Genomic DNA, 26,935 nt, shown 5'->3' with positions numbered 1-26,935 from the left:
CCGCCGATATAAATTTCAAGTGAAATTCTGGAATAAAAGCGAGCAACACTGCTTTTTTGTTAAATCAATGGTCCTTCCAATTCCAGAATCTTCCGGTTCAGCGAGGCGAACAGGATATCTCTGAATCTGGTCATGGGGTTGTGATCCGAAATCATCATGATATCTGCCAGAGAATCAGCATGGACAGGGCGGAGACGACGACGGTCAGGGGAAATCCTGCCTTGAAATAGTCCCAGAAGCCGATGCGGATCCGTTCGCCTTTAGCGATCTCCGCCACAATCAGATTGGCAATGGAGCCTGTAATCGTCAGGTTGCCCGCGATGGTCGAAAAAATGGCCAGCGCCGTCCACCAGACATCCGAACTCTGCTGGGGCATAAAGTACTTCAGGAGCATGACTGCCGGAACATTGCTGAAGATGTTGGATAGAACAACCGTTGCCGCGCCGAAAACAGCAAGATTACCGAAATCGATAAAAGGACTCTTCCCTATCAGCCACTTCATGAGGCCGGTGTGTTCAACCCCGCCCACAATGACAAACAGTCCCGTAAAGATGACCAGCAGATTGAAATCAACGCTTTCATAGACCCTGTTGGGAGAGACTCGCCTTGTAATCAATAGATAGGCCGCACCGATGCTGGCGGTGACGGCCATGTCCAGAGAGAGTAGAAAACCTGTCAAAACCAGGGTCAGTGCCAGAAGGGATTTGCCCACGACATAGGAATTGTATTCTGTACTTTCCGTTTCCCCATGCTCGAGACGACCTTCAAGGTGTTTTCTGAATATGAAGGCAATGACGATATAAGTTACAAACAGGCTTACAACAGCAACAGGCGCTGCCATCAGGAAATAGGAGATGAAAGACATGCCGGAAATGCTGGCAATCAGAATATTCTGCGGATTGCCTACCAGGGTCGCGGCGCTGCCGATGTTTGAGGCCATGGCGACTCCCAGGAGGTGGGGCAGCGGAGGGGCCCCAGATCGGCGGCAGACGGTCAGGACTATGGGCGTCAAAAGCAGACAGACGATGTCGTTGATGCACAGAGCGGAAAGAAGGCCGCTCATCATCACGATCACCATGAGCAGCTGCCGTCTGCTGGAAGCGGCCCGGAGCAGAAAATCACCAGTCTTTTCAAAAAAGCCGCCCAGTTTGAGATTAGCGGAGATGATCATCATGGAGAACAGGAGGACTAATGTCCGATGGTCAATTGCCTGTGCCGCCTGGTCGAAACTCAGGGCTCCCGCGGCGATGGTTGCGGTTGCTCCGATAATGGCCGCCCCTGCCCTGTCGATGCGGAATACGGGACTTTTTCCGACAGCAAAGACAAAAAGGGTCAATCCGAGGATGATTCCTGTGGTGATCATTATTGATCCTATCGCTTAAACGGTTTCAGTAAACTTGATTTTTTTTCAATCCCTGATTGATTTAGATTCAATTATTTCGAGTCGTCTGGTTACAGGCGATGTCGCGGTATTTCAAGACTTTTTTATTACATGTTACCCCCCTCTTTTTTGTGGCATTTTAATAAATTGTATCATAGAAAGTAGATCGCTATGGCTTGACAGCTTGTCATCAATTTTATTGTTCTGACCGGGGTAATCTCGAGTCATGCTGAAATTACGTTTTTAGGATAGAAACATTTAAATGAAAATATTCAAATTTGATAAAAAAATAATCAATCAAACTTGCTGGTCAGTGAATTGGCTTTCCGGCTTTCAATCCCAATTGAGAAGTCAGGAAGCAAAAAAAAGTTCATTTTCCGATTTATCTCCGGATATCGGTTTGAAACTGAATGTCATGAGTTTTAATATCCGGCGCGGAACCAGGCAGGACGGCAGAAATCACTGGATATATCGTCGCAATCTGGTGCGAGAAATATTGAATCAATATCGTCCGGACGTTCTGGGCCTGCAGGAAGCGTTAGACTTTCAAATGTCTGAAGTCTGCAGCATGCTTCCCGGGTATGAGAAAGTCGGCATTGGAAATTTGGGCGGCAGCAGAGGATTGCATAATGCCATTTTCTATGATGCCACGCGGTTTCTGATATCTGACGAAGGCACTTTCTGGCTGTCCGACGCACCCGATATCCCGGCGTCGAAAGGATGGGGGAACATCATTCCACGAATCTGCACCTGGGCGCGGCTGGTTGAAAAAAAATCTCAGCAGGCTTTTTATTTTTATAATACCCATTTGGATCATATTTCTCTTCGTGCGCGTAAAAAAAGTGTCATATTGCTGACCCGGCACATCCATGAGCGGCCTTTTACGGAGCCTCTTGTTCTTACAGGGGATTTCAATTCCCGGGAAAGGAGCGCTGCCATACAATATTTAAAAGGTGAGGTTCCTTTAAAAATTAAGATAAAAGCCAAAGTATTAAATCCTGTTCCTTTGATGGACACCTTCCGGGTGAAATATCCAGACAATCGAAATATTGCTACGTTTCATGGCTATCGCAGCTATTTTTTCCGTTTCAAGATCGATTATATTTTTGTTTCCGGTTCCGCACGGGTCATAGATGCGGAAATTATTCAACGGCGATGGGGAAAGTGTTACCCCTCCGACCATTTTCCGCTGCTAGCCCATGTCGATTTGCCTGTAAATGTGGGCACACCGGATGCACGTTCATTTTTTGAAGAGGCAATTAACTATTAATTTGAGAGAAATTCCAGAATATATTAAAAATAAGATGTTCCAAAAATCATGGAAGAAGGAGGCAAAGAATGAAAAAAATCATCTTTATTACATGTTTAGGCATCATCATGGCTGTCGCCAGCATGGCAATGGCTGAATCGAAACCGATACAGCTGAGTCTCACTCCGGACATTGCCGTCTTCGACAGAGATACAGAAATCAGAGGGTTGACGCTCGGCATATGGGGCGAAAATCCACAGACAGCACTGGCCATTGGAATTGTCAACGGATCTAAGGGCAACAGCGCCGGCTTAAGCTTTGGCTTTCTCCTCAACTACGCAGAAAGTTATAAGGGGGTACAGTGGGCGCCGGTTAATTACACGAAAAAAAGCTTTCTTGGATGGCAATCCGGTATCGTCAACTACGCGGAAGGCTCAGTGAAGGGTCTGCAGACTGGTGCAGTGAACTATTCGGATCATCTTACAGGCGTTCAGTTTGGTTTCGTCAATTATGCCGCAAAAGCGACAACAGGGGTTCAGATCGGGCTCATCAATCTTATTCCCCAAAACCAATGGTTCACCAGATTTCCTGACGAGCTGGCCCCCGGGATGGTTTTTGTCAACTGGCGTTTCTAATCGCCTTTTGTTTTCTGACGGCGCCCGGTGCATCCCGCGTCAATTTTGAAAAAGTGACTTAGAAAAACGCGCGGACGGATAAATGCCCGTCCGCGCGAACTTTTTTTACGGCCTTTTCATCTGCGCCGTTATGAGCTGCCGCTGAGTTGACTCAGTTCCGTGCATCATCTTCTCCAGCCGCTCCAGACAGGAAACCCGTTTTCATCCCGAAGCTTTAATACATCTTTACCTTTCTTAATCTCCGCAGCAATGATTGCCGGCTTTCCATTAAAAGTTACCCTTGAGCCTTTAACTTCGACCTTGTCCCCGTTGTTGATATTTACATCCTGATTTTCAATAAACCATCCTGGTCCCAGGTGAATGGAGATGACTTCCTTATCCGTTTTTACCGTCATGTGAACGCCATAGTTCATACCTCTAAAGGGAGTAATCTTGTCAATACCGGTGACCTCTCCCGCAATCGTTTCAACGGTTGCGGGATTATATATCCTGCCATAGGGTGTTCCCGTTCCCCAGCCGCCGCTGCCTCTCCACATCATTCCTGTTTGGGCGAAAGACTCAGAAACAAGGGAGAGGCTAATGACAAAAATCATCGCCGTCAAAAAGGTAAATTTTTTCATTTTTCCATCCTCCTTTTTTTATTCCTATTTTATGCTTGTTCCATTAAAATTCAACGAATATCACTGCAAATAAAGTTGATTCCGAATGATTCATGAATTAATTTTCAGGAATAATGATAATGATTTGCATAATCACCTGACTGATCGCTGTATCTTCGTCTAAGTAGCTTATTTATATCAGTAAAATGATAAATAAATTTCCATGGACGACAAAGAACAAGACCAAGGCGCAGCTCATCAAAGAACTGGAAGAGGCGAGAAAAGCTCAGGACAGAGCTGAAGAGAATGAAAATATCCTGAATGCCATTATGAAGAATATACCCGCGGGAATTACAATTGCTACCATCCGAATATTAATATCAGGATGGTCAGTCAGAAATTCTTGGCGGAATGATTAGTGAGATGACCGCGAAAGAAGTGACGGATCACGTTTGGGATAAAAATTTTGGCCGAAACAAAAGTACCAGAAAGATTGACACTTGACACTGTTGATCCTGGTTTCGTATTGCTTCAAAAAAGAGGCATGAAGGATAATCACCTCATGCCTCTTTTTTACACAGAAACCAAATATCAAGAGATTATTTTGCAGCTGGAGCAGCCGGGGTGGCCGGGGTAGCCGGAACAGCCTTTTTCTCTTCGGCCGGTTTTGCGGCTTTCTTTGCGGCCTTCTTTACTTTTTTTGCCTTCTTCGGGGCAGCCTTCTTTACTTCCTTCTTCTCCGCGGCGGGTTTCGCCGGCTCAGCCTTTACGGCGGGTTCTGCCGGGGTCGCTGCCGGGGCAGTCTTGTCAACTGCAAACGCCGATGTCGAGAACAGGAAAACCAAACCAACAACAAACAACATAGCCTTCTTCATAATCTTTCTCCTTTTACCACTTTTTTAATTTACCATCTCCTCAGGGAGTGGTTACTATCCATGACAATTCATGGAAAAACTCATTTCAAGGGAGCCGAGCCTTTTAAAGGCGGCAAATCGGCCGATTTTACTCGAGGTTGCACCATTTCTTTTGATGAATTAAGCTTCCGCTGCGGCATTATCTCTTTCAAGATGTTTTTCTCATCTTTTGTGATGTACCTGACAACAACTTTGTCGCCGACCCTGAATTTTGTTATTGGTTTTTCCAATTGAAATTCAAATGGTTCAACGGTTCCTTTAATAACACGTTCAATCTTCAGCGTGGTGTCCGTAATATCAATGATCCTGCCCGTTGCCCTCATCTTTACAACCTTCAGGATTGCTGACTTTGCCGGTTCAGATTGTGAATGCACTTTGACTGCCCGATCCTCAGCAAAAGCCAATGAACAGAAAATAAAGGTTATAAAAATAATACTGATCGCAACTTCTCGCATGTCTATCCATGAATGATTTTTAACGGTAATGAGCATTTTGTATGCCATTTTCTTTAAAAATTCATGGAATTAAGTAACATGCTGCAACTGCGAGTAATTTGGGATTGTACAGCAGAAGGAAGATTGAGAAAAAGAGGAAGGATTGGGGAATTTCTCCCCATCACCTGTGGAATAATAGGCCGGGAAACAGAACGGCGATTTTGCCCCCGCCTTGCTCAATAAAGCCGTGGAAACAGCTGGACCATTTATCTGTTCCTTGCGGCATCCCGAACTCTTTCTCCTCATGGGATTCCGTCAGGGGACAGGTTTATGGTTCATCGTCTTGTTTCAAAGTGTCATAAATAGTGGCTTCTCCAATATTGAAATCGCTGCTGTTTTTCATACAGGGGAGCAGAAATACCGTTTTATTCCTGAGTATGGAATCGTTTAAACCGAAGTATCTAATCCTGCGGAGTCTTGGGATGGCTTTCTTTTTTATGGATTTTGTCATAGTCATGTTTTCCCGTATTCAAAATTCCTGACATTAATAAAATGTTTATCCCGTTGAGAGATACCTTAAAATCAACGAGATCTTCTCGTCTGCAGGACGGCAATAGCCTGCAAAGCCGCTATGGATCGGGTTTCAATAATGAATATCAGGGACTTAATATCATTTCTCCCGCTTGTAACGCCTTCGTTCAATAAATAAGTGAGGTGCTTTCTTCGCACTCGGAGAGGATGGTTTATCTGCCCGCTCAATATAAGCAGCAATGACTCTTTCTCTGCGAAAACAGCCTGAATCCCAGCCGCTGGTCCTGATTTTTAAAGTGCCGATATCGGTTTGAATACGATCCGCCATTTCGTGAATTTTTTCATTGCCGGAGTTTAATAAGGCCAATAGAGCATTCTTGCGGGGATCATCATTCAACATTTCCTTGATGGCTTTTTCGAGAGGACTCATAGCAAATTTAACGTAAGACTCTGCATCCCAGGTCCAATCCCGCACTTCATCCATTTGTTTAGCCAACTCTATCAATTTCATGCTTGATTTCCTCCGCTTGCTGTTATTTTCCAGTGAGCTGAAATTCCTTCAAGGAATAGACCTTCAGTTTATTATGTGAACGCGGCTCTGGAGGCGCCGCCGTCAGTAAACCGTTCTCTCTGCTGCTGTCTGGATTTACTCCCAAGGAAGTACAGGTAAGCGATTTCCTTCTTTTTGATCTTGTCGACCATTGCCTTTATTTCCGGGTCTCTATAAACATCAGAGCGAAGATATTTTCTCACGGTTTTCGGATCTCTTTCCAACCTGACGGCAACGGCATTCGCTGTCAGACCAACGTCAATCAGAGCCTTATATTGGGCTAATTCCCGCTTCGTGGGGGTCACCTTTGTTTTCATTTTCATTGTCTCCTTTCTATCCCGATGCTGGAAAGAAATATCTATTCCTCATCCAGATTCCATCGAGGCAATTCATCCTGTCGCTTCAATGTTTGCCCCTCTTGGAAATCAACTTATTACCGATGGTGAACATTATCAATAGGGCCAGAGTGATATGCTTCACAGAAAAGCCATGGCAATATTGTGATATGTTTCACCTTGATGAACCGTAGCTCGATTTTACGCGGATATTATTGGGAATTTCCGAATCGCCTGCCGGATAATCTTGTTTTTTAGGCGGTCATCCGAAGGCGAATGATCATTGAAGAAGGTATAGCTGAGACAATTATTGAAGGATGATTGAAGAAAACTGGAAGCGATGTCCTATAGAAAACCCTGAAGAATCCGACTTAATTCAATATAACATAACCTGATCCCATTTTGCGGATGAGGTCGTTCCTGTAGTCAATCTGCATTGTTTGCTCTCAAAATGTGACATCAAATTTGTTTAAATATTTTTTCTTTGCAGGCAATCGTGCAAGTGCAAAGCGACTTTTATTTATTCTGTAACTGTAAAAAGCTTTTCCAAAACAATCTTAGGGTGACTTTCCGGCATACAAAGCATGTCAATCAATAAGCAAAGCATTCATGGCGACAGGGCGCGATACAATGGGATCCGGTGAGCAGGAGAAAATCCGAGGAATCTCCCGATCAGTGGCGGAGAACGAATGGCTGCGACGAATTCATCGTTCTGCTTCGCGAGACTCCGCATTATAGCGTTGACCATATTGATTTTCTTTCAAAAATCCTCCATTAACCGTCCTGTTTTGTAAATTCCAGGAAATTTTGAATTGTGCTGATCTTCCTGATAAAGCCACAAAATCTCATGTTTGATTTTTAGTGCTATAGCGTCTCTGATGGAAAGAATGCACAAACCGGGTGTCATTTTCTGGGTTGATTGCGCAGAAGTCGGATCACTTCATTGTTCTGCCGAATCAACTCATTATTCTGTCTAATCATTTCACTGTTCTGCCGTATTATTTCACTATTCTGTCGAATCAGCATCCGGGAGTAATCCATTTGTGCTTTCCCTATAATCTGGTAGACCTCATCGGGGGCGACTGCCTTATTGATGCTTTTTCTGGTATCGCCTTCAATCCGATCCGCCTGGCTGTTAAGAGCTTCTGTATCATAACCCGGTTCTGCTGCTATGCCGGCGCCGGTAAGGGCAACCAAAGCGATTCCGATCAGGAATAACTTAACCATGACAATACTCCTTTCAATTTCCTTCCATCATAATATGGAATTCCAACCCCGCGCCTTCATGTTGCCGATGACCCGGCATGTCACGGGGTCATTTTCAGCAACATGATTTCGCTCTTTTCATTACTCCTGCTTTCTTGATCTATGGCAAGATTACGAAGACATGGTTACAGTTGCGGGAATTTTTGCATCATGCGGAGAAACCAATTTTCAGTGCCTGTTCGATTTCGTTGGAATCGGCTATTTCGGGAATAAGCATCACTCCTCCATAGTTGCGAATATACCGCTCCGGTATCGAGCTGATGCCCCCATCCTGCCAGACCACGTCAAAGAGGGCGTTTCCGCCTATTCTCAAATCTTCCTTCATTTTCGAATATTTATTGAAAACATGCAACACCACAATGCTTTCCGGTATTTGTTCGCCTTCTATATTGAAAATAATTCCAATCTTTTCTCCGCCGTCGTCAAATAAACCGGCAGAAATTTTCTGCCCGATCATCAGGGGCTTGTGGCGCATTGCTATCCAGTATTGGTAACATTCCTCAAAGTCGTATTCTCCCATCATCTTTTACCTTCCCGATGAGCAGATTTCTTTTCGTAAGTGTCCAAGGGTATTGAAGTGCTCAACTTTTTGTGTCTTCTGACTTATATATACAAGACGACATAGAGGCCTGCAATCGGGTCAATTCTGATTTTTTACTGCGAAAATTATTACCTGGAATAATAATTTGCCGAAAGGGATAAGAGGAAGGATTAGTTGTTCAAATTACAGTTCCGGCACTTCAATTCCCAGATGATCATAAAACCATTCGGCAATGACCTCCCGATGACAGAAGTTTCCCTGTTTACAAAAACACAGGATTGTAGTGTCCTGTCCCAGGTCCTGATAAACCTTTTCAGGGTTCAACTTGCTTAACACCTTTATATGATAACGAATCCGATATTGCTCATCTGATATTTTCCCGTTCAGATAGTCCCAATACAAGTCTTTGGGAGGGTAAAGTGGTTTATATGTACGGATTCCCCTCAGCCAGGGGCGGGAAAAATAAAGCCACCACGGAGGAATGTTTGATACCCTGACGAGTTCTATCCCCCAGTGCACCCGATCAGATTTGTAAAATGATGTGTTCAAATGTTACCCCCCTGCAGTTGCATTCTTATGCGTTTTCCGGCGAACTGCACAAAAAATGATCTGTCTTTTGAATTGAGCTTATCCTTTTCTTTTATTTTTTGCGGGATAGTGTAGCGTTACCGGAACAGCTTTACAACACGCAATTTCTCCTCGAATTTTACATCGAACATTTTAACTGCCTTCTGCCTTTCAAGAGATTGGATTAAAGAAATGATCGACAATAAAGGATCATTTCTGTAGATTCTTATTATCAAAATTGAAGACAAGAGGAAAACAGGTTTCATGATAGATCTTCACTGCCACACCACTGCTTCAGATGGTGTGGTGACTCCATCCAATGTTATCAGACAGGCGTCTCGAAAGGGCATTGCCGTTCTGGCCATTGCCGATCATGATACGGTGAACGGCCTTGACGAGGCGGCGGGAGCCGCGGAAAAAGAGGGCATATGCCTCATTCCTGCCATAGAGTTATCCGTAGCCTTTCCAAAGGGGGATTTTCATCTTCTTGGCTATGGAATTCAATATAAAAATGAGAATTTCAGAAACAAGCTCGCGCAACTGAGAACCATACGCGAAGAGCGGATATTCCGGATTATTGAACGATTGAAGAGATATGGGCTGAATTTAACCCATGAGGACCTCCAGAACGAATCGCAGGGCGATGCGCCCGGCAAGGCTCATGTGGCGCGCGTCCTTGTGAGAAAGAGATATGCCTCCAATTTTAACGTCGCCTGTAAAACATATCTAAATGAGGGCATGCCGGGATATGTTCCCAAAGAGAAACTTTCCCTTGAATCGGCATGCGAGCTTATAAACAATGCGGGCGGCTTATCCGTACTGGCTCATCCTAAATCTCTGAATGGTGAAAATCACGAAGAATATGAACGAATCATTCAAATGTGTGTAAGTCACGGACTGGCTGGCATCGAGGTTTATGCGTCCCTGCATGACAATCAGGATGTAAGACTGTTTCTTGAATTGGCTCGACGGCATCGCCTTATCGCAACGGGAGGCAGTGATTTTCACGGGGATAACGGCGCATGTCTCGGCTATTACGGTCACCGCAGACCGGTGCCGGAAAGTTGTTCTCAGCCGCTTCTTCAGAAAATTTCTCAAAACAAAACTTGATCGACGCTGTGATCAAGGAGGCAAGGAGGAAAGTCATGGAAGCTGAGTTTCAAAAAAAATTCATGCAAAGCTGGAGCAGATATTTCCCGGGCGCTGAATTACCGATTGGATTTTATTATACCGATTCGGCGGAAACAAAATTTATGGCGAAACCGCCCAAAAGACATCGTTGCATCATTGGAGATCTGGCAAAAGTCAGGAAAGGGAAACCGCAGTGTTTTGACAACAACGCCATCGGCTGCTTTGGGGGTAAACGATACCTTGGTTTCGAAAGTAAGTTGACGCCTGATTTCGAATACTTTCTTTCCTGTGGCATCCCAGGGAAAATAGAGGGAGAACGGTACAAGAAATCTCCGGAACTTGTTAAAGAACACTTGAAACATCAGCAGCCTTTGAAGGCGCCGGGGAATTATATCATCTTCAAAAGGTGGGATCAGATGGAGAACGCGGACATACCTTCAGTCGTCATCTTTTTCGCTGCTCCGGATGTCCTTTCCGGGCTTTTTACGCTGGCTAATTTTGATGAAACCCATCCTCATGGGGTCATTGCTCCTTTTGGTGCAGGATGCGCGTCTATTGTGGATTATCCCTATAAAGAACTTAACTCCCCTGACCCCCGTTCCGTATTGGGAATGTTTGATGTCTCGGCGCGTCCCTGTGTGCCTTCGAATGTATTGACCTTTGCTGTTCCCTGGCCGAAATTCGTCAGAATGGTTGGCAATATGGACGAAAGCTTTTTGATCACCAGGTCCTGGAATAAAGTAAAGACAAGAATAAAAAAGGAGCATGCTAAATCAAACGATAAATAACTTCTCATCATCCCGATTGTCTCTCCGCTTTAATGTCAGTATTTCGCTGTTATAACGTCCGTAATCGATCCGTATTGCATTGCTTTTTTCTTATGTCATTATAGAGCCGCTGAAGCGACAGGAACAGGTCGCGATGTGCGTTATGCTGAAAACCACAGCCAATTCAACGTTTAAGGGGATGCGCTGTTTGCCGCGGTGATCAGGCGCTTTAACGAAAACGGTTCATGGTTACCGTACTGGAGGGTTGATATTGAATTACAAAGAATATTTGAAAACGTTAATCGGGAGAAGAGGAACACTTTGTAGGTCTGAGAATAATGTCCATTACAGTCTTCGCTTTAATGAGCCAAATGTTCGAATGAGAAATGCCCATCTTCTCAAAGTTCAGGACGATTTTGTGATTATTCATCATGATATTCATGGGGTGATTAAAATCCCGCTCTCTTCCCTCTGGTAATTCGTTGATTTGAGGAACACTCTGCTGAAGAAGACAGTGAACAGAATGTTTATTGTCAAAAAGCAGGAACCTTGGAACCTTAAATGATTTCAACAATAATTCGCTGTTCATGCCGCGGGCATGAGCGGTCGAGGAAAATTATCGGGATTGTCTGCTCCAAGGCCACAGCGGATATGTTTCCCGACCGTGGACATGACCCCGATGAGGGAGAAATTTTATTTCCGACAATTTTTTCTGATCCCCTGTGTGAAAAATATCACCATCCCACCTGAAATATCAGTGAAGTTTATCACACTCCCCCTATTGATCGTAATGACTTACGGTAATAAGTTGCCCGTCGAAATGTACGATCTTGAAAGCAGCAACATACATTGTCCCAACAGTGGTCTCAACTGCAAAAGGCTTCCCTGCTCACAGTGACGAAAGCCCTTCAACAAAAGTGACCTGCCGTGGACATGCTGAAGAGGACCGGGCAGAATGTTTGCTGTCATGAGGAGGAGTGGAATCTTTAGATGATTTCAAAAAGGATTTGGTGTTCACACTGCGGCCATGAAGGTTCGAGAGAAATTCCCGGGACTGAAACTACTGAATCGATTGCGGGTGTATTTACCCTCGAAGGACGTGACCCCCGTTCCGGAAAACTGTATTTTCGCTGTCCCTGTTGCAAGGTTGTCATTATGGCCGATCCGGCCGATGCCCCGGAAAGTTATACTATGAACGGCTATCCAACACCGACTGAGTCTGTCAGGCTTGCCAGGACACAGAATCTCATGACGATGGCGGGCGGGTTGTACATGGGAGTCATGGTATTGATTATGATTGCGAAAATCTTATCTTAATTTACAGGAATAATTTTTATTTCTCTCATTTTCATTTTACGATCAAGGGCATCTTCATTCCTGTATTATTCAACGCGAAAAAAATCAGCGAATCTCTTTCATCGTCTGGAGATAAAGGCGGGTGAGTTCTTTGTATTGCTTGATCCCTGCGGTTACATAGGCCTCCAGTTCCGGTGAAACGTCTTTTATGATCCTTGCGGGATTACCCATCGCCAGTTTAGCAGACGGAATCTTCATGCCCTGAGGCACAAGCGATCCGGCAGCTATCACGACACCCTTCTCGCAGACCACATTCGATAACAGCACTGCTCCCATTCCGACCACACATTCATCATGGAGTGTGACATCGTGGAGAACGACGTTATGACCGACAATGACATTCCGCCCGATTGCAACCGTGCCTCCCTCATTTACATGAATCGTTGAATTATCCTGGATGCTTGAACAATCGCCAATGATGATTTGTCCGAAATCACCTCGGATAACGGCACTCGGCGCTATGTAGCAGGAACTGCCTATTGTGACATCGCCTATGATGGCGGCAGTCGGATGTACAAAGGTATCAGAGGCAATGATCGGTTTTTTCCCCGCAAATTCATAGATCGGCATGATGAGTTCACTCCGGAAGCGGCAAATTTCTAAAAATTATGGGATTACATCGTCTTGGTTTTCACGCTGTTTTTACTCGCTTTCTTTTCCTGAAACAAACTCTGAAATTGCACCAAAATAGAGACCGGGATCAGAAAAAATGGTGGAGTTGTGATCGGCGTCGGGGATAACGAGGAGTTGTTTTTGAGAGGAACCCAGGGCATCGTAAAGCTTCCTGGCTTCCTGAAAAGGAACCAGAGTGTCCCGATCGCCATGGATCACCAGAGCGGGCAGAAAAATTCTTCCCGCCTGTGCCAGCGCTTCCTTTTCGATTCGTTCGGCGAGACCTTCATCATCAGGAAGCAGAGTACTAAAAAGATGCCTCAAAATCGAAACGATGCTCGCGAAACCGCTCTCAAGTATGAGGCCCTTAATCTCGTCAGGAGATGAAGAGGCGAGTTCGAGAGCGGAAAGGCTGCCCAGGGATCGGCCCATCAGCCAAAGCTTTCCGGTATATCCCCGCTGGAAAAGTTCCTTGCGAACAGAAGAAAAAATCGGGTGACAATCCTTCAACAGATCCATTAGAGTGGGCGTTCCGGAACTCAAGCCGTAACCGCGGTAATCCGCCACAACCACATTGAGATTCTTCTGTAGATAAAATGGCGCGATGTCATCATAATCACTGGATATCTCCCCATTGCCATGAAAATAGAGAATCCAGGGGTTCGCGGAATCGCCGGAATAAAAACGGCAGGATATGACGATATCATCGGCAACCCGGACAAGCGAGTCAGACGCATAAGACGGGCAGGCATCCATTCCCCTGCGCGGATAAAATATCAGGGCTCTTAACTCGGGATTCCCGTCAATCTCGGTATAGTCAATCATGATTTTCCTCTATTTCTGACTTGTGTTAATAAGAGTTTCGGTTTTTCCAAGTATAAATTTTTATTTCCGTTTGGGGAAGCATCTTGTTCGAATATCTTGATTGAACTTACAAGGTGATGAATCCCTCTTATGTTAAATTTAAAGAATCTTTCTTTCCCGCAATCTTTAATATTGAATTTCACTGGAAAAATATGGAATCGGCAAGGGAGTTGCGGGACGATTTCCGGAAAAAAGTCGAGCGGACCATGGACAGGGAAAAAAATGAAATGGAAAAGCCTCTGATTTCGATGCGGGGCATCACGCTGCGCAAAGGGAGTGCCTTTCTTCTGCCCGATACGTTCTGGGAAATCCGCGCCGGTCAGAACTGGGCGATACTGGGTGCGAACGGTTCGGGGAAATCCGTTCTGGCAGGAGTCATCAAAGGGAATGTCCCCTATGTCCGGGGAGAGGTGATTCGACATGTGCCGGAAGCGGTGGCGGAGAGGATAGGTTATCTCTCCTTCGAGCTTCTGGAGGAACTCCTGTTGCGTGAAGACTGGTTCGAGTATACCCGCTTCTTCAGCGGCAAAGGGCATGCCATGACAGCGGGGGAGATGCTGGGCCTTGATCTCGAAGGAGGAGGTGCGGGGAAAGATTTTGACGACATCATGGGCATCCGGCCCCTGCTGAACCGGAGCATCAGGGCCCTCTCCAACGGGGAGATGCGCAAAGTGCTGATCACCAGTGCCCTGCTGTCCGCTCCAAAGATTCTGATTCTCGACGAACCCTTTGCGGGTCTCGACGTCGCGAGCCGCGAATCCCTGGGCCGCGCGATCACCGATCTGATGGCAAAAGGAACACAAATCGTCCTCATTACACAGCGCCTGGAGGAGATCATCGCCGGCATTTCCCATGTCCTTTTGATCCGGGATGGACGCGTCTCCGAAGTCGGAAGGCGGGAGGAGGTAATGGCCTCCGAGTCGATGAACCCCTTTTCCGGGAGCCCGACAGAACTACCTCCCCTTGCCCGGCCGATTCCCGCGGCGGCGACCGGGACCGGTTCGAGCGCCGACATTCTCATCGAGATGAAAAATGTTCATGTCGCATACGGCGATGTGGTCGTTCTGGACCGGCTGACATGGAGCGTCCGGCGCGGTGAGAAGTGGACTGTCGTCGGACCCAACGGATCAGGAAAAACAACCCTCCTGTCGCTGATCACCGGAGACAACCTTCAGGTTTACGCCAATGAAGTCAGATTTTTCGGTCATAAACGAGGCGAAGGTGAAAGCATCTGGGAGATCAGGCGCAGGATCGGACTGGTTTCTCCCGAACTCCAGCTTCGGTACCGCAAATCGGTTCGCGTCCGGGATGTGGCGCTGTCCGGATTTTTTGACTCGATCGGCCTGTACAGGAAGGTGACCGCGGAACAGTCAGCCCTTGCCGACCAGTGGCTGAACTGCGTCGGGATGAGTGATTACGCCGAAAGGCCGTTCAATCAGCTTTCTTACGGGGAGAAGCGCCTGATCCTCATCGCGCGGGCCATGATTAAATCGCCCGAGCTGCTGATTCTTGACGAACCCTGCCAGGGACTGGACCTCTCAAACCGGCAGATGGTTCTGGCGCTTATGGAGGAAATCGGCAGGAAGACCTCGGCGGCGATGATCTATGTTACCCACCAGGAAGCGGAAATGATTCCCTGCATTCAGCACGTCCTCAGGCTCGGCAGGGAAAGATGGGAAATCCGGGCGTAATCGGAATTTATCCTGAAACATCTCTCTGCTGGAAAAATCTGACCGGATCATGAAACGATTTACAAAGGAGTATCAGCCAGCTTCCCTCTGGACGGACGGTGGATGACTTTCGGCGCATCCGTAAAAACAAACCTTTCATAATCCCGTAATCGTCATCTCAAATTGAAGTGGGAATGCCGTCGGCCTGATGATATACAGGGATTTGATTTCCATGGAAATTCAGGTAATTTGCAGGAGCAAAGCGCCATGAAGCCCTTTCGTATCGTGACGGAGTTCAAACCTCGGGGAGATCAGCCCCAGGCGATCGAGAAACTGGCGGATGGCTTGCGGCTGGGCCTGCCTCACCAGGTTCTGGTGGGCGTGACCGGATCGGGAAAAACCTTTACGATCGCCAACGTGATCGAAGCGGTGCAGAAACCGGCCCTGATCATCGCCCCCAACAAGACCCTGGCCGCCCAGCTCTATGGTGAGTTCAAAAGCCTTTTTCCGGATAACGCCGTCGAATACTTCGTCAGTTATTACGACTATTATCAGCCCGAGGCCTACATCCCCAGCACGGACACCTACATCGAGAAGGACTCCTCGATCAATGAGGACATCGACAAACTGCGCCACGCGGCGACCCATTCCCTCCTGGATCGCCGGGATGTGATCATTGTGGCCAGTGTCTCCTGCATCTACGGACTGGGTTCTCCCGAGGCTTACCAGGGCCTGCTGCTGGAACTGGAGGCAGGAATGGAGCTGTCCCGGGAAATGATGCTGAGAAGGCTGGTGGACATTCAATATGAGCGGAACGATGTTGACTTCCATCGGGGCTCTTTTCGCGTCCGGGGCGATGTGGTGGAGATTTTTCCGCCCTATGAAGAAGACCGGGCGATCCGTGTGGAATTTTTCGGCGATGTCGTGGACGCCCTGTCCTTCGTGGATCCTCTGCGGGGGAAGAAGCTTCATTCCCTGGAGCGGATTGCCGTCTATCCGGGGAGCCATTATGTAACCACGCGGGACAACCTCAACCGGGCCATTGCGGCAATCCGGGAGGAACTGCAGGGCAGACTGGCAGAGCTGCACGCGGCAAACAAACTGCTGGAGGCGCAGCGCCTGGAACAGCGTACGAATTTCGACATCGAGATGATGGAGGAAATGGGTTACTGCCAGGGCATCGAAAATTATTCCCGCCACCTCACCGGCCGGGCTCCCGGCGAACCGCCTCCCACCCTGGTGGAATACCTCCCGAAGGACGCCCTGATCATCCTCGACGAGAGTCACGTTACCGTTCCCCAGCTGATCGGGATGTACCGCGGTGACCGGTCCCGAAAGGAGACTCTCGTCAATTACGGGTTCCGCCTTCCGTCGGCCCTGGACAACCGGCCGTTGAGATTCGAGGAATACGAAAAGTTCCCCCAGCAGCGGCTGTATATCTCGGCGACACCCGCGGCCTATGAAATCAAAAAGGCCGGGCCCCACGTGGTGGAACAGATCATACGGCCCACGGGGTTGATGGATCCGGAGATTATCGTCCGCCCCGTAACCGGACAGGTGGATGATCTCCTGACTGAAATCCGCCGGCGAGCGGAAAAGAAGGAGCGGGTGCTCGTGACCACCCTGACCAAGCGGATGGCGGAGAACCTGTCGACCTATTACGAAGGATTGGGGGTGAAGGTGAAGTATCTTCATTCCGACGTTCAGACCCTGGAACGGGTAAGCATCATCCGGGATCTGCGACTGGGGGAATTCGATGTCCTGGTCGGCGTCAATCTCCTGCGGGAGGGGCTCGATATCCCCGAGGTGTCGCTGGTGGCGATCCTGGACGCGGACAAGGAAGGCTTCCTCCGTTCGGAGCGCTCCCTCATCCAGACCAGCGGCCGGGCGGCGCGGAATGTCGGCGGCCAGGTGATCATGTATGCAGATACGATCACCCGTTCCATTCAGGCCTGTCTGGATGAAACCCGCCGCCGGCGGGCTCTTCAGGAGCGGTATAATCGGGAGCATTCCATCACCCCCGAGTCCATCAAAAAATCCATCGACAACATCCTGAGCTCCATCTACGAGGCGGATTATGTGTCGGTGCCGGTTGTTTCCGAGGAAAAGCAGGTTTATTTATCGGATACGGATCTGGAGAAGACGATTCGGCAGTTGAAAGGGGAGATGAAGGAGGCGGCGAAAAGACTGGAGTTCGAAAAAGCCGCGCGCTTGAGGGATCAGATCAAGGCCCTGACCGATCTGAAAATGGAGATGGGAAACCCTGCGGTGTGATCTTGACCGGCCTTACCGGGTCATGATGAATCGCTGTTCCGGAGCAGGGACGTACCACTTGATGAAATTGTGGCCGATGCCCAGGGGTGCCAGTTCAATGCCCCGGAAACGGGCCTGAACGATGGGCAGGGCATCAGGAACATAAAGAAAGGTGTAAGGCTGTTCTTCCGCCAGGATTTCCTGTATCCGGTCGTAGCACCTTTTGCGTTCGTTCAGATCGAAGGTGCCGCGTCCCTTTTCCAGGAGGCGGTCCACTTCCTCATTCTTGAATGACGTGAAATTCAGTTCCTGGGGACCGGTCTTGCTGGAATGCCAGACGTCATAGAGATCGGGGTCCAGAGGAATCGTCCATCCCAGAATGGTGGCGTCAAAGCGCCGTTTGTTGATGAAGTCGTTGACAAAGGCGGCCCATTCCACCACCCGGATCTTGACGGAAATGCCGATCTCGGCCAGACGGCGCTGGATGATTTCAGCGCACTTGGCCCGGACCTCATTGCCCTGGTTGACCAGCAGTTCAAAGGCGAAGGGTTGGCCGTTTCTGTCCAGGATGCCGTCGCCGTTGCGATCCAGCCAGCCTGCTTCGGCCAGCAGGGCGCGGGCCTTTCCGGGATCGTGGGGGAAGGTCGGGACATTCGGATTATAGGCCCAGGTCCCCGGTTTAAAAGGGCCGGTGGCAGGTTTCCCCAGGCCCAGCAGAACACCCTGGATGATTTCCTCCTTGTCGATGGCATAAGCCAGGGCCTGACGAACCCGGCGGTCAGCGAAAAGGGGATTTCCGAGGTTGTAGCCGACAAAGGTGTAGGCAAAGGAGAGATAACGGAACTTGTTGTAATTCTTGCGGAACAGGGGGTTTTCCGTCTGCCGCGTATACTGGAGCGGCGTCAGGCCCATCCGGTCGATGCCGCCGGCGCGCAGTTCCAGGAACATGGTGGCCATGTCGGGGATAATCCGCAGGATGTAGCCGTCGATGTAGGGTCTGCCTTCATAGTAGTCCGGATTGGAGACCAGCACGATCTTCTGTCCGGCCACCCATTCCTTGAATTTGTAAGGGCCCGTTCCGACGGGTTTCCGGGCGAGGGGCGTCCTTGTGATGTCCTGACCGGCCAGGAGATGCTTGGGCATAATGGCGCTGCCCCAGCTCATCAGGGCGGGGGCGAAGGGCTTGTCGTAGGTGACCCGGAAGGTGTGGGCGTCGAGCACTTCCGCCTTCTTTACCTTGAGAAAGTCTCCGGCGTAGGCCGTGGGCGTTTTGGGATCGATGGTAAGCTGGTAGGTGAAAAGGACATCCTCGGCGGTGAAGGGATGACCGTCGTGCCAGCGGACATTGTGACGGAGATGGAAGGTGATGATCAGCCCATCGGGGGAAATTCCCCAGGATTCGGCAAGGTCACCGGTAATTTTCAGATTTTTGTCGTATTTGACAAGGCCGTTGTAAACCAGACCGGCGATTTCATGCGAAGTTGAATCGGAGGAGAGCAGGGGGATCAGGTTGCTGGCGTCCCCGATGGAACCTTCCACGATGATGTCGCCATAAGCCGGGGTGCCTGGCGCCTGCTGTCGGGCCTGCTGGGGACTGCTGTCCGTCTCGCCGCATCCGGTAAACCCGCCGACGAGAAGAATGCCGATCAAAAGGAAGCGGAAAAAAGAGGATTTCATGGATGGGGAAAGTATCTCAGAGCCGTTTTTTTTGCAATGGAATTCAACAGACTCCGTCATTTCCTTTGCCCTGCGGCTATCCTCATCCGGAAGCGATCCGAAAGAACAGGTTGCCGTATTGACGGTGTGTCTCATCCCTCTGGATGAGCTGAATCCGAACCTGTGACAGGCGGAATTTATCCTTATTTGTCTTGACAGTTATGTATTAATCATGCTATCGCCACAGCACTTCGAGAAGGAAGGAGATACGAGCATTGACTAAGATTCTGGAAAAAGTAGATTTGTCGGAGAACGTGGTCAAGATGGTCCTTGACGCTCCAGCGATAGCACGGAAGAGAAGGGCCGGTCAATTTGTTGTCCTCAAAATCGATGAAAAAGGTGAAAGAATTCCGTTGACTACCGTGGATGCTGATCCTGAGAAGGGGACACTTACGATTATCTTTCAAGTGGTGGGCAAGACAACGGCCAAGCTGGCTGCAATGAAGGCGGGTGATGAACTGATGGATCTGCAGGGACCCCTGGGCAGGCCGACCCACATTGAAGGCGTTAAAAATGCCGTCTGCGTCGGCGGAGGCGTCGGGGTAGGTGTTGTCTATCCCATTGCCGCGGCCCTGAAAAAACAGGGCGCCAAGGTCACCTCCATTATCGGTGCGCGGTGCAAGGATCTGCTGATCCTGGAAGATGAAACGAGAAGTATCAGTGATAATCTGATCGTAACGACCGATGACGGGAGTTACGGTGTTCATGGTTTCGTCAGCGATGCCCTGAAGAATGTGATTGAGTCCGGGGAAAAGATCGATGAAGTCTTTGCAATCGGCCCAGTTCCGATGATGAAAGCCGTGGCTGCAGTAACAAAGAATTACGGCATCAAGACAACGGTCAGCCTGAATTCCATTATGGTGGATGCGACGGGAATGTGTGGCGCCTGCCGTGTGGCAGTTGGCGGAGAGACAAAATTTGCCTGTGTCGATGGTCCCGAATTTGATGGTCATGCCGTTGATTTCGACCTGCTGGCAAGCCGTCTGCGAATGTATATGACCCAGGAAAAAGAATCGATGGATAAATACAGGTGTGAATGCCATGGAAAATAAAGAGAAGAAAGAAAAATTACCGCGACACAAGATGCCTGAGCAGGATCCGAAAGTGAGGATCCATAATTATAACGAGGTTCCTTTCGGCTATTCTGAAGAAACAGCCATGAAAGAGGCGAGCCGCTGCCTCCAGTGCAAGAAACCGGCATGCCGTACCGGTTGCCCTGTAGGGGTCGATATCCCAGCCTTTGTCAAACTCATTGCTGAGGGAAAGTTTATCGAGGCTGCCTGGAAACTGAAGGAAGACAGTGCGCTTCCGGCGGTGTGCGGGCGAGTCTGTCCGCAGGAAGATCAGTGTGAAAAATTCTGCATCGTCGGTAAAAAAGACGAGCCGGTGGCTATCGGCCGGCTGGAACGTTTTGCCGCGGATTATGAGCGAAATAAAGGAGAAGTCAAGATCCCGGAGCTGGCCCCGAAGAACGGCAAGAAAGTGGCTGTTGTCGGTGCGGGTCCGGCCGGTCTCACCGTTGCAGGTGACCTGATCAAACTGGGTTATGATGTGACGATCTATGAAGCCCTTCATAAGCCGGGTGGAGTGCTGGTTTATGGTATTCCCGAATTCCGTCTGCCCAAGAGCATTGTGGAAGCCGAGGTCAATTATCTCGAAAAACTGGGCGTCAAGATTATAACCAATGCCGTCATCGGCAGGCTTCATACGATTGATGAACTCTTTGCGGAAGGATATGACGCGGTCTTCCTTGGGGTGGGCGCCGGTTCCCCGGTCTTCATGGGCATCCCGGGTGAAAACCTCAGCGGCATCTACTCGGCAAACGAGTACCTGACCCGTTCCAACCTGATGAAAGCCTATCTGTTCCCTGAATACGACACGCCCATTGTCCGCGGGAAGAATGTCGCCGTCATCGGCGGCGGCAACGTGGCGATGGACTCCGTGAGGACCGCCCTGCGGCTTGGTGCTGAAAATGCGTATATCATTTACCGCCGCAGCGAAGTCGAACTTCCGGCAAGAGCGGAGGAAGTGCATCATGCCAAGGAAGAGGGCGTTCAGTTCAAACTGTTGACCAATCCTGTTGAGTACATCGGCGATGAAAACGGGTGGGTCAAAGGGATTAAATGCGTTCAGATGGAACTGGGTGAGCCGGATGAATCCGGCCGCCGCAGACCGATCGAAAAGAAAGGGTCGGAATTTGTCATCGAAGTGGATACGGTTGTGGTGTCCGTCGGAACCAACGCCAATCCCATTATCCCCATGACGACTCCGGGCCTGGAAACCAATAAGTGGGGCTATATCGTAGCCAAGGATGAATCCGGCTTGACCAGCCGCGAAGCAGTTTATGCCGGTGGCGACATCGTGACCGGTTCAGCGACAGTCATTCTGGCCATGGGAGCAGGCAAAAAGGCTGCCGCGGCCATCCACGAATATCTTTCCAAAAAATAGGGAAAAGCAGAACAAAATCTGACTGCCATCCCAATCGCAATTCAACCCTTCCCCCACGTTTCAGTGAGGGAAGGGTTTTTATTTAAATCCACATGCAATTACGCAAAAAAAAAGACCCTCCAAAGGAGGGCCTTTTTCATTCAATGGGAAAATCAGGATCTATGACTGATTAATGGCCATGACCAGCGTTTGTCTTTTCTTCTCCAAACACCACCAGTTTTCCTTCCTCTTCCATTTCCTTGAGCCACTTGGGATGCTGTTTCTTCAGCCAGGCTCGTGTTACCCAGCCGTTCAGCATAGCCGGCAATGAACCGGGAGAACCGATCGTTCCCAGATAAAGGTGGATGAAGAAGAAGGCGAAAATCGCCACAAATCCAGCGGCGTGGATCAGATACATCAGTCTCACGAGGGCGGCCGGGATATTCAACGGGAACAGCATAATCAATCCTGACAGGACCATGGCCGCTCCGCCGCCTGCTACAACCAGGAAGAACATCTTCTGTCCCGGATTGTACTTGCCCACCTCTGGAACCTTGTCCACATGCCACAGATATCCGCCCGCACTCTTGATCCAGTCCAGATCTTCAGGAAAAACGAAAATTCCCGCTTCCTTCCACCACATGCGGATGGTGAAATAGAGGGACAGGATGAAAAAGAGCGCCGTGAAATTGTGAAGGTACTTCAAAGACTTCAAACCGCCAAAGGGAGTACCGATAAAGTTAAGGGAATGGAACATCATTCCCAGGCCCGTAATGCACAGGATCAGGCAGGAGATCGCCAGACACCAGTGCACGATCCTCTCAAAGGAGTCCGTCGCTTGAATCAATCCTTTTCTCATGGTTATTCCCCTCCCTTCGGTTCTTGACCCTGTTCTTCATCTGGAAGTTTGGGCCCGTGGATAATGTAATGCAAGAATGAACCGGCAAGGGCGCCGCCGGCCGCCAGAAGGCTGAGAGGCTTCATAATGTCTTTCCAAAGCGTGACGGTGATTGGCACTGAAGGATTTTTCGGCAATTTCTCATAAACAGAAGGTTTTTCATCCAGAACATACATGACATGGGTGCCGCCGACAAACTTGTCCCCATAGACATTGGCATCCCCGCCCAATTCCTTGACCCGCTCATGAGCCTTCTTGATCATAGCGGACTTCTCACCGAAGGTAATGGCTCCCGTTGGGCATGCCTTTGCGCAGGCGGGAATAAGATCGGCCCTGATGCGGCTCAGGCAGAGGTCGCATTTGTAAACCTTGTCTGTCTCCCGGTCATACCGGGGAATGTTGAAGGGACAGGCCGAGACACATTCCTTGCAGCCGATGCAAAGCTCATGGTTCAAACCAACCGTTCCCACCTCTGTATAGTGAAGCGCGCCGCTGGGGCAAACCTTGACACAGGCTGCGTTCGTGCAATGCATGCATCCGTCTTTCCGAAAGAGCCACTTGACCGTGTCCTTTTCCTCGACTTCCTGAAACCGGATCAGAGTCCATGTGTTGGCCTGAAGGTCTGGAGGATTCTGGTAGGTTCCATAATTCACGGTCTGTTTCGCCTTCTGCTGATTCCACTGTTTGCAGGCCAGCTGACAACCCCGGCAGCCGGTACATTTGGAAACATCAATAAGTTTTATATATTCTGCCATTTTTGTTTACCCCCTTACTTCTTGACCACATTAACCATGAAGGCCTTGCTTTCCGGGATCGTCGTGTTGGCGTCCCCGATCGTCGGCACCAGGAGATTGGCCGCGTCACCCCATGTGAAGACCTCTGCCTTCTTGTCACCGGGGTTGTACTGCCGATCCTTCGTCGTGATCCACCCGAAATGCCAGGGGATGCCGACCTCATGGAGGATGTTTCCGTTGATGTTAAACGGCTTGAAACGGGGTGTGACAATGGCTACACACTCCACTTCGCCTCTGGGAGAACTGACAATGACCTTGTCACCGTTGGAGATTCCCCGCTCCTTCGCCAGCTCCTTGCTCATCTCGCACCACATTTCCGGCTGCATCTCGGAAAGCCAGGGGCACCAACGGGTCTGGAGGCCGGTCTGCCAATGCTCGCTGATGCGGTATGTCGCGCAGATGAACGGGTATTTGGGATCGCATGAATCGATGCCCGAGTACACGTCCACATCGGAACCCACACCGGGTTTGTCGAACCGCTTGATTGTCGGGTTGCTTTTCTGGGGTGACAGGAAATTCTTCTCCACTGGACATTCCAGGGGTTCGTAATGCTCGGGGAAAGGCCCGTCAGCCAGACCCGGTCCAAAGAGGCTCGCCACGCCGTCGGGCTTCATGATGAAGGGAGGCCTGCCGGATCCGGGATCGCCCACACCATCCGGAACATCTCCGACCCATTTGTCGCCGACCCACTTGATGACCGCCTTCTTAGCACTCCATGGCTTTCCTGACGGATCGACAGAGGCGCCGTTATAGATGATCCTTCTGTTGACCGGCCATGCCCATGCCCACTCGGGGTAAAGGCCGATGCCCGTCGGGTCTTTCTTTCCGTCGCGGCGGGCGGACATGTTCTTGTCCGTGTAGGAGCCGCAGTAGACCCAGCAGCCGGAGGACGTGGAACCGTCATCCTGGAGCCAGGCAAAGGTGGGAACGGGATCGCCCTTCTTGAACTCCTTGAACTCACCCTTCTTTGTGGGATTTTCCACCGTTTTATCTTCAAGGAAGAACCCGTTGATTTCCTTGGCCACGGAATGGGGATCGAAGTGATAATGGCCGTCGAAGGTCTTCGTACCGTAGTTCCAACTCAGTTTCGTGATGGCCTCCATGTTGGGGCCGCCTTCCTTTTCGTACAGTTCTTTGACCTTGAAATAGATTTCCGAGCATATGTCGCCGTCAGGAAGAGCGACGCCCGGAGGATCAATGGCTTTGTAACGCCACTGGTTCCAGCGGCCGCTGTTGATGATGCTCCCCTCTTTTTCAATTGAGGCGGCGCAGGGCAGCATGAAGACTTCCGTCCTGATCTTTTTCGGATCCATTCCAGGACCGCGCCAGAAGGAGCCGGTCTCGTTGTCATAGAGATTGACATTGACCATCCAGTCCAGCCTGGTCAATGCCTGGCGGACCTTGTTGGAATGGGCTCCGCTGCATGCGGGGTTCATTCCCCACGCAAAGAATCCCGTGAACTTGCCCTTATACATCACATCGAAGAGGTTGAGCCAGGAATAGTTGGCGCCGTCGTCGATTTTGGGAAGCAGATTGTATGCCTCGTCCAGAGAGGCGTTCGTCCCGTACATGGCCCGGAGAAAACTCGCTACATACTTGGGCTTGTTTTTCTGCCAGTTGAGACTGTTGGGTTCCTTTGTTGTCGGGGTCTCTTTTTCATTGTACGCGGCCAGAGTCGCAAGAGACGCCTTGGGGGTGTTGAGATAGCCGGGCCAGATGTGGAACAGAAGACCATGATCCGTTGATCCCTGGACGTTGGACTCGCCACGCATGGCTGCCACGCCGCCGCCTGGGATGCCCATGTTGCCCAGGAGAAGCTGAATGATGCACATGGTACGGATATTCTGGGTGCCGACGGTATGCTGGGTCCAGCCCATGGCATATAGCTCGTTTCCTGCCCGGTCCGGAGTTCCCGTCGAACCGTAGATCTTGTAGATTTCAATCAATTTGTCTACAGGTGTCCCCGTGATTTTGTTGACGACCTCCGGCGTATAGCGGGAATAATGCTTTTTCATGAGCTGGAAGACGCAGTTGGGATCCTGCATGGTGGGATCCTTTTTGATCCTTCCATCCCCTTCGGTCTGGTATGACCAGGTGGCCTTATCGTATTTCCCATCCGTAAGTCCCGAGAAGACACCGTTGTTGTCGCCGGGCAGCTTAAATTCGGGATTCACGAGGAAGGTCGCATTAGTGTAATTCCTGACGTACTCCTCGAAGTAGAGTTTGTTTTCGATAATGTACCTGATCATCCCGCCGAGGAAGGCGATATCCGTCCCCGAACGGAGAGGTGCGTAAATGTGCGCCTTTGCCGCCGACTGCGTGAACCGCGGGTCCACGCAAATCACCTTGGCCCCTTTTTCCATGGCGGCGGTGATCCATTTGAAGGCAATGGGGTGGTTGGAGGCAGGGTTGCTGCCCATTATTAATATCACATCACTGTTACGGATATCGATCCAGTGATTCGTCATTGCGCCGCGTCCGAACGACTCTCCCAGAGCCGGTACAGTCGGGCTGTGTCAGATACGGGCCTGGTGCTCAATATAGACCAGACCCAACCCCCGCAGAAATTTCTGATAAACGAAGCACTCTTCGTTGTCGATGGCAGCGCTGCCGACAGAAGCGATTCCTTCCGTCCGATTCACCAACTCACCCTTGTCATTGGCGGCCCGGAAGCTCTTGTCGCGGCTTGTTTTGACATTTTTCGCAATCCGCTCAAGGGCCCACTCCCAGTCCACTTCCTTCCATTCCGTGGCGTAAGGGGCTCGGTAAAGGGGTTTGCCCAGCCGGTTTTCGTTGTTTGCCATCTGATAGATGGACCCCCCTTTGGTGCAAAGGGAGCCGCGATTGATCGGACTGTCCGGATCACCCTCCGTATTGACCACCTTCCCTTTGCGGGTCGACACGATGATGCTGCATCCCACAGAACAGTATGGACAAATCGTAGTCGTCTCTTTGGCATACTGAATCTTCAGGGGCTGGGCATAGGCGGAAACGGGCTTCAGACTGATTCCGAGCCCGCTGGCCGCCAACACCGCTCCGGATATCTTCAAAAAACCTCTCCTGTTGACATCCACCATAATTAAGACATTCCTTTCACTGAAATAAATTCAATCATCTCCGGTCTTTCCTTCATTATTCCGGTTACGCCGGTATGCCCGGGCATCAGTTCTTTCCGGAGAAATTTCTCGGAAGCCGAAAGATTGTACATCGCTTGATTTCAAGAGGGCTGGCTCGTGATATCCTTTGAAATGTAAACAGGAAAATCGAAAATCCGGACGCAGCCTTTTCCACGTAAACCTTAAACCGGCTACGATATATATGTTTCTGAGATATGTGTCAATAACTTAAATAATATCAAATACATATGTCATTATTGACATAGAATTGCCGCGTTGGCGGTATAATTTATTTTATCCTGAGGCGGTTGAAGAAAGGGGTGCTGAAG

The 26,935-nt window shown here is 49.5% G+C and carries 25 protein-coding genes; 10 read left to right on the top strand and 15 right to left on the bottom strand.

Annotated features, from left to right (window positions below):
* Positions 1 to 154 precede the first annotated feature (154 nt).
* A complete protein-coding gene (locus tag SYN_RS11390) occupies positions 155 to 1,363 on the bottom strand; it encodes an SLC13 family permease (protein WP_011418294.1) in 1,209 nt (402 codons plus the stop codon).
* 280 nt (positions 1,364 to 1,643) lie between these two features.
* Here SYN_RS11390 and SYN_RS15405 point away from each other — a divergent pair, with 280 nt between their 5' ends.
* Both SYN_RS15405 and SYN_RS11380 read left to right on the top strand, forming a co-directional pair.
* The gene (locus SYN_RS15405; protein ID WP_011418293.1) at positions 1,644 to 2,651 is read left to right on the top strand and encodes an endonuclease/exonuclease/phosphatase family protein; all 1,008 of its coding nucleotides are present in this window, start codon (positions 1,644 to 1,646) and stop codon (positions 2,649 to 2,651) included.
* Between the two features lie 68 nt (positions 2,652 to 2,719).
* Entirely contained in the window at positions 2,720 to 3,265 is a 546-nt protein-coding gene (locus tag SYN_RS11380; RefSeq protein WP_011418292.1) for an LA_2272 family surface repeat-containing protein, read from the top strand.
* Positions 3,266 to 3,429: 164 nt separating this feature from the next.
* Here the strand turns inward: SYN_RS11380 and SYN_RS11375 are convergent, their stop codons facing one another.
* From SYN_RS11375 to SYN_RS11330, 8 genes are all read right to left on the bottom strand, one after another.
* Positions 3,430 to 3,885, bottom strand: a complete 456-nt coding sequence (locus SYN_RS11375; protein WP_011418291.1) for a hypothetical protein — start codon at positions 3,883 to 3,885, stop codon at positions 3,430 to 3,432.
* Between the two features lie 578 nt (positions 3,886 to 4,463).
* Complete coding sequence (locus SYN_RS11365) at positions 4,464 to 4,739, bottom strand: hypothetical protein (RefSeq protein WP_011418289.1); 276 nt, start codon at positions 4,737 to 4,739, stop codon at positions 4,464 to 4,466.
* An 80-nt stretch (positions 4,740 to 4,819) separates the two neighbouring features.
* A complete protein-coding gene (locus SYN_RS11360) occupies positions 4,820 to 5,281 on the bottom strand; it encodes a hypothetical protein (protein WP_011418288.1) in 462 nt (153 codons plus the stop codon).
* 601 nt (positions 5,282 to 5,882) lie between these two features.
* Positions 5,883 to 6,254, bottom strand: a complete 372-nt coding sequence (locus SYN_RS11350; protein WP_011418285.1) for a hypothetical protein — start codon at positions 6,252 to 6,254, stop codon at positions 5,883 to 5,885.
* Between the two features lie 71 nt (positions 6,255 to 6,325).
* Positions 6,326 to 6,610, bottom strand: coding sequence for a hypothetical protein (locus SYN_RS11345; RefSeq protein ID WP_041585044.1), 285 nt, complete (start codon positions 6,608 to 6,610; stop codon positions 6,326 to 6,328).
* Between the two features lie 921 nt (positions 6,611 to 7,531).
* Positions 7,532 to 7,855, bottom strand: coding sequence for a hypothetical protein (locus tag SYN_RS11340; protein WP_011418282.1), 324 nt, complete (start codon positions 7,853 to 7,855; stop codon positions 7,532 to 7,534).
* Between the two features lie 187 nt (positions 7,856 to 8,042).
* Positions 8,043 to 8,417: a hypothetical protein gene (locus SYN_RS11335; RefSeq protein ID WP_011418281.1), complete on the bottom strand. Its 375-nt coding sequence runs from the start codon at positions 8,415 to 8,417 to the stop codon at positions 8,043 to 8,045.
* A gap of 201 nt (positions 8,418 to 8,618) precedes the next feature.
* The gene (locus SYN_RS11330; RefSeq protein ID WP_011418280.1) at positions 8,619 to 8,984 is read right to left on the bottom strand and encodes a DUF488 family protein, N3 subclade; all 366 of its coding nucleotides are present in this window, start codon (positions 8,982 to 8,984) and stop codon (positions 8,619 to 8,621) included.
* A 282-nt stretch (positions 8,985 to 9,266) separates the two neighbouring features.
* Here SYN_RS11330 and SYN_RS11325 point away from each other — a divergent pair, with 282 nt between their 5' ends.
* The 3 genes from SYN_RS11325 to SYN_RS11310 all read left to right on the top strand — a co-directional run bounded on the left by SYN_RS11325 (position 9,267) and on the right by SYN_RS11310 (position 12,217).
* Positions 9,267 to 10,112, top strand: coding sequence for a PHP domain-containing protein (locus SYN_RS11325; protein WP_011418278.1), 846 nt, complete (start codon positions 9,267 to 9,269; stop codon positions 10,110 to 10,112).
* A gap of 35 nt (positions 10,113 to 10,147) precedes the next feature.
* The gene (locus tag SYN_RS11320) at positions 10,148 to 10,921 is read left to right on the top strand and encodes a DUF169 domain-containing protein (protein ID WP_041585042.1); all 774 of its coding nucleotides are present in this window, start codon (positions 10,148 to 10,150) and stop codon (positions 10,919 to 10,921) included.
* A 969-nt stretch (positions 10,922 to 11,890) separates the two neighbouring features.
* Entirely contained in the window at positions 11,891 to 12,217 is a 327-nt protein-coding gene (locus tag SYN_RS11310) for a hypothetical protein (protein WP_011418274.1), read from the top strand.
* Positions 12,218 to 12,301: 84 nt separating this feature from the next.
* Here SYN_RS11310 and SYN_RS11305 read toward each other — a convergent pair whose 3' ends face one another.
* Together SYN_RS11305 and SYN_RS11300 are read right to left on the bottom strand one after the other, a co-directional pair.
* Positions 12,302 to 12,826, bottom strand: a complete 525-nt coding sequence (locus tag SYN_RS11305; RefSeq protein WP_011418273.1) for a gamma carbonic anhydrase family protein — start codon at positions 12,824 to 12,826, stop codon at positions 12,302 to 12,304.
* Between the two features lie 72 nt (positions 12,827 to 12,898).
* A complete protein-coding gene (locus tag SYN_RS11300; RefSeq protein ID WP_011418272.1) occupies positions 12,899 to 13,693 on the bottom strand; it encodes an alpha/beta hydrolase in 795 nt (264 codons plus the stop codon).
* A 191-nt stretch (positions 13,694 to 13,884) separates the two neighbouring features.
* On the opposite strand from SYN_RS11300, the gene SYN_RS11295 reads away from it, so the two are divergent.
* Both SYN_RS11295 and uvrB read left to right on the top strand, forming a co-directional pair.
* A complete protein-coding gene (locus tag SYN_RS11295; RefSeq protein WP_158302973.1) occupies positions 13,885 to 15,423 on the top strand; it encodes an ATP-binding cassette domain-containing protein in 1,539 nt (512 codons plus the stop codon).
* Between the two features lie 246 nt (positions 15,424 to 15,669).
* Positions 15,670 to 17,676: an excinuclease ABC subunit UvrB gene (gene uvrB / locus SYN_RS11290; protein WP_041585041.1), complete on the top strand. Its 2,007-nt coding sequence runs from the start codon at positions 15,670 to 15,672 to the stop codon at positions 17,674 to 17,676.
* Positions 17,677 to 17,688: 12 nt separating this feature from the next.
* Here uvrB and SYN_RS11285 read toward each other — a convergent pair whose 3' ends face one another.
* Positions 17,689 to 19,332 (bottom strand): peptide-binding protein, encoded by a 1,644-nt coding sequence (locus tag SYN_RS11285; protein WP_041585040.1) that lies wholly within the window; start codon positions 19,330 to 19,332, stop codon positions 17,689 to 17,691.
* Here SYN_RS11285 and SYN_RS16285 point away from each other — a divergent pair.
* From SYN_RS16285 to gltA, 3 genes are all read left to right on the top strand, one after another.
* Positions 19,331 to 19,498: a hypothetical protein gene (locus tag SYN_RS16285; protein ID WP_158302972.1), complete on the top strand. Its 168-nt coding sequence runs from the start codon at positions 19,331 to 19,333 to the stop codon at positions 19,496 to 19,498. The genes SYN_RS11285 and SYN_RS16285 overlap by 2 nt on opposite strands.
* 88 nt (positions 19,499 to 19,586) lie before the next feature.
* Entirely contained in the window at positions 19,587 to 20,423 is an 837-nt protein-coding gene (locus SYN_RS11280) for a sulfide/dihydroorotate dehydrogenase-like FAD/NAD-binding protein (protein ID WP_011418268.1), read from the top strand.
* Positions 20,413 to 21,819, top strand: coding sequence for an NADPH-dependent glutamate synthase (gene gltA, locus SYN_RS11275; RefSeq protein WP_041585039.1), 1,407 nt, complete (start codon positions 20,413 to 20,415; stop codon positions 21,817 to 21,819). The genes SYN_RS11280 and gltA overlap by 11 nt, the downstream gene beginning before the upstream one ends.
* Before the next feature lie 169 nt (positions 21,820 to 21,988).
* Here gltA and SYN_RS11270 read toward each other — a convergent pair whose 3' ends face one another.
* Genes SYN_RS11270 through fdnG form a run of 3 tightly spaced genes read right to left on the bottom strand, consistent with a single transcriptional unit; the run spans position 21,989 to position 26,564 of the window.
* Entirely contained in the window at positions 21,989 to 22,657 is a 669-nt protein-coding gene (locus tag SYN_RS11270; protein ID WP_011418266.1) for a formate dehydrogenase subunit gamma, read from the bottom strand.
* Positions 22,658 to 22,659: 2 nt separating this feature from the next.
* Complete coding sequence (locus tag SYN_RS11265; protein WP_011418265.1) at positions 22,660 to 23,451, bottom strand: 4Fe-4S dicluster domain-containing protein; 792 nt, start codon at positions 23,449 to 23,451, stop codon at positions 22,660 to 22,662.
* A gap of 14 nt (positions 23,452 to 23,465) precedes the next feature.
* Positions 23,466 to 26,564 (bottom strand): formate dehydrogenase-N subunit alpha, encoded by a 3,099-nt coding sequence (fdnG, locus tag SYN_RS11260; protein WP_148202650.1) that lies wholly within the window; start codon positions 26,562 to 26,564, stop codon positions 23,466 to 23,468.
* Between the last annotated feature and the right edge of the window lie 371 nt (positions 26,565 to 26,935).

The organism is Syntrophus aciditrophicus SB, assembly GCF_000013405.1.
GTDB classification, from domain to species: domain Bacteria; phylum Desulfobacterota; class Syntrophia; order Syntrophales; family Syntrophaceae; genus Syntrophus; species Syntrophus aciditrophicus.
The sequence above is the reverse complement of the archived record's forward strand: the minus strand, read 5'-3'. Positions and strand labels throughout refer to the sequence as shown.

Coding starts and splice junctions, on each gene's coding strand:
- SYN_RS11390 (WP_011418294.1), bottom strand. CDS start 1,363: ATGATCACCACAGGAATCATCCTCGGATTGACCCTTTTTGTCTTTGCT.
- SYN_RS15405 (WP_011418293.1), top strand. CDS start 1,644: ATGAAAATATTCAAATTTGATAAAAAAATAATCAATCAAACTTGCTGG.
- SYN_RS11380 (WP_011418292.1), top strand. CDS start 2,720: ATGAAAAAAATCATCTTTATTACATGTTTAGGCATCATCATGGCTGTC.
- SYN_RS11375 (WP_011418291.1), bottom strand. CDS start 3,885: ATGAAAAAATTTACCTTTTTGACGGCGATGATTTTTGTCATTAGCCTC.
- SYN_RS11365 (WP_011418289.1), bottom strand. CDS start 4,739: ATGAAGAAGGCTATGTTGTTTGTTGTTGGTTTGGTTTTCCTGTTCTCG.
- SYN_RS11360 (WP_011418288.1), bottom strand. CDS start 5,281: ATGGCATACAAAATGCTCATTACCGTTAAAAATCATTCATGGATAGAC.
- SYN_RS11350 (WP_011418285.1), bottom strand. CDS start 6,254: ATGAAATTGATAGAGTTGGCTAAACAAATGGATGAAGTGCGGGATTGG.
- SYN_RS11345 (WP_041585044.1), bottom strand. CDS start 6,610: ATGAAAACAAAGGTGACCCCCACGAAGCGGGAATTAGCCCAATATAAG.
- SYN_RS11340 (WP_011418282.1), bottom strand. CDS start 7,855: ATGGTTAAGTTATTCCTGATCGGAATCGCTTTGGTTGCCCTTACCGGC.
- SYN_RS11335 (WP_011418281.1), bottom strand. CDS start 8,417: ATGATGGGAGAATACGACTTTGAGGAATGTTACCAATACTGGATAGCA.
- SYN_RS11325 (WP_011418278.1), top strand. CDS start 9,267: ATGATAGATCTTCACTGCCACACCACTGCTTCAGATGGTGTGGTGACT.
- SYN_RS11320 (WP_041585042.1), top strand. CDS start 10,148: ATGGAAGCTGAGTTTCAAAAAAAATTCATGCAAAGCTGGAGCAGATAT.
- SYN_RS11310 (WP_011418274.1), top strand. CDS start 11,891: ATGATTTCAAAAAGGATTTGGTGTTCACACTGCGGCCATGAAGGTTCG.
- SYN_RS11305 (WP_011418273.1), bottom strand. CDS start 12,826: ATGCCGATCTATGAATTTGCGGGGAAAAAACCGATCATTGCCTCTGAT.
- SYN_RS11300 (WP_011418272.1), bottom strand. CDS start 13,693: ATGATTGACTATACCGAGATTGACGGGAATCCCGAGTTAAGAGCCCTG.
- SYN_RS11295 (WP_158302973.1), top strand. CDS start 13,885: ATGGAATCGGCAAGGGAGTTGCGGGACGATTTCCGGAAAAAAGTCGAG.
- uvrB (WP_041585041.1), top strand. CDS start 15,670: ATGAAGCCCTTTCGTATCGTGACGGAGTTCAAACCTCGGGGAGATCAG.
- SYN_RS16285 (WP_158302972.1), top strand. CDS start 19,331: ATGGATGGGGAAAGTATCTCAGAGCCGTTTTTTTTGCAATGGAATTCA.
- SYN_RS11285 (WP_041585040.1), bottom strand. CDS start 19,332: ATGAAATCCTCTTTTTTCCGCTTCCTTTTGATCGGCATTCTTCTCGTC.
- gltA (WP_041585039.1), top strand. CDS start 20,413: ATGGAAAATAAAGAGAAGAAAGAAAAATTACCGCGACACAAGATGCCT.
- SYN_RS11270 (WP_011418266.1), bottom strand. CDS start 22,657: ATGAGAAAAGGATTGATTCAAGCGACGGACTCCTTTGAGAGGATCGTG.
- SYN_RS11265 (WP_011418265.1), bottom strand. CDS start 23,451: ATGGCAGAATATATAAAACTTATTGATGTTTCCAAATGTACCGGCTGC.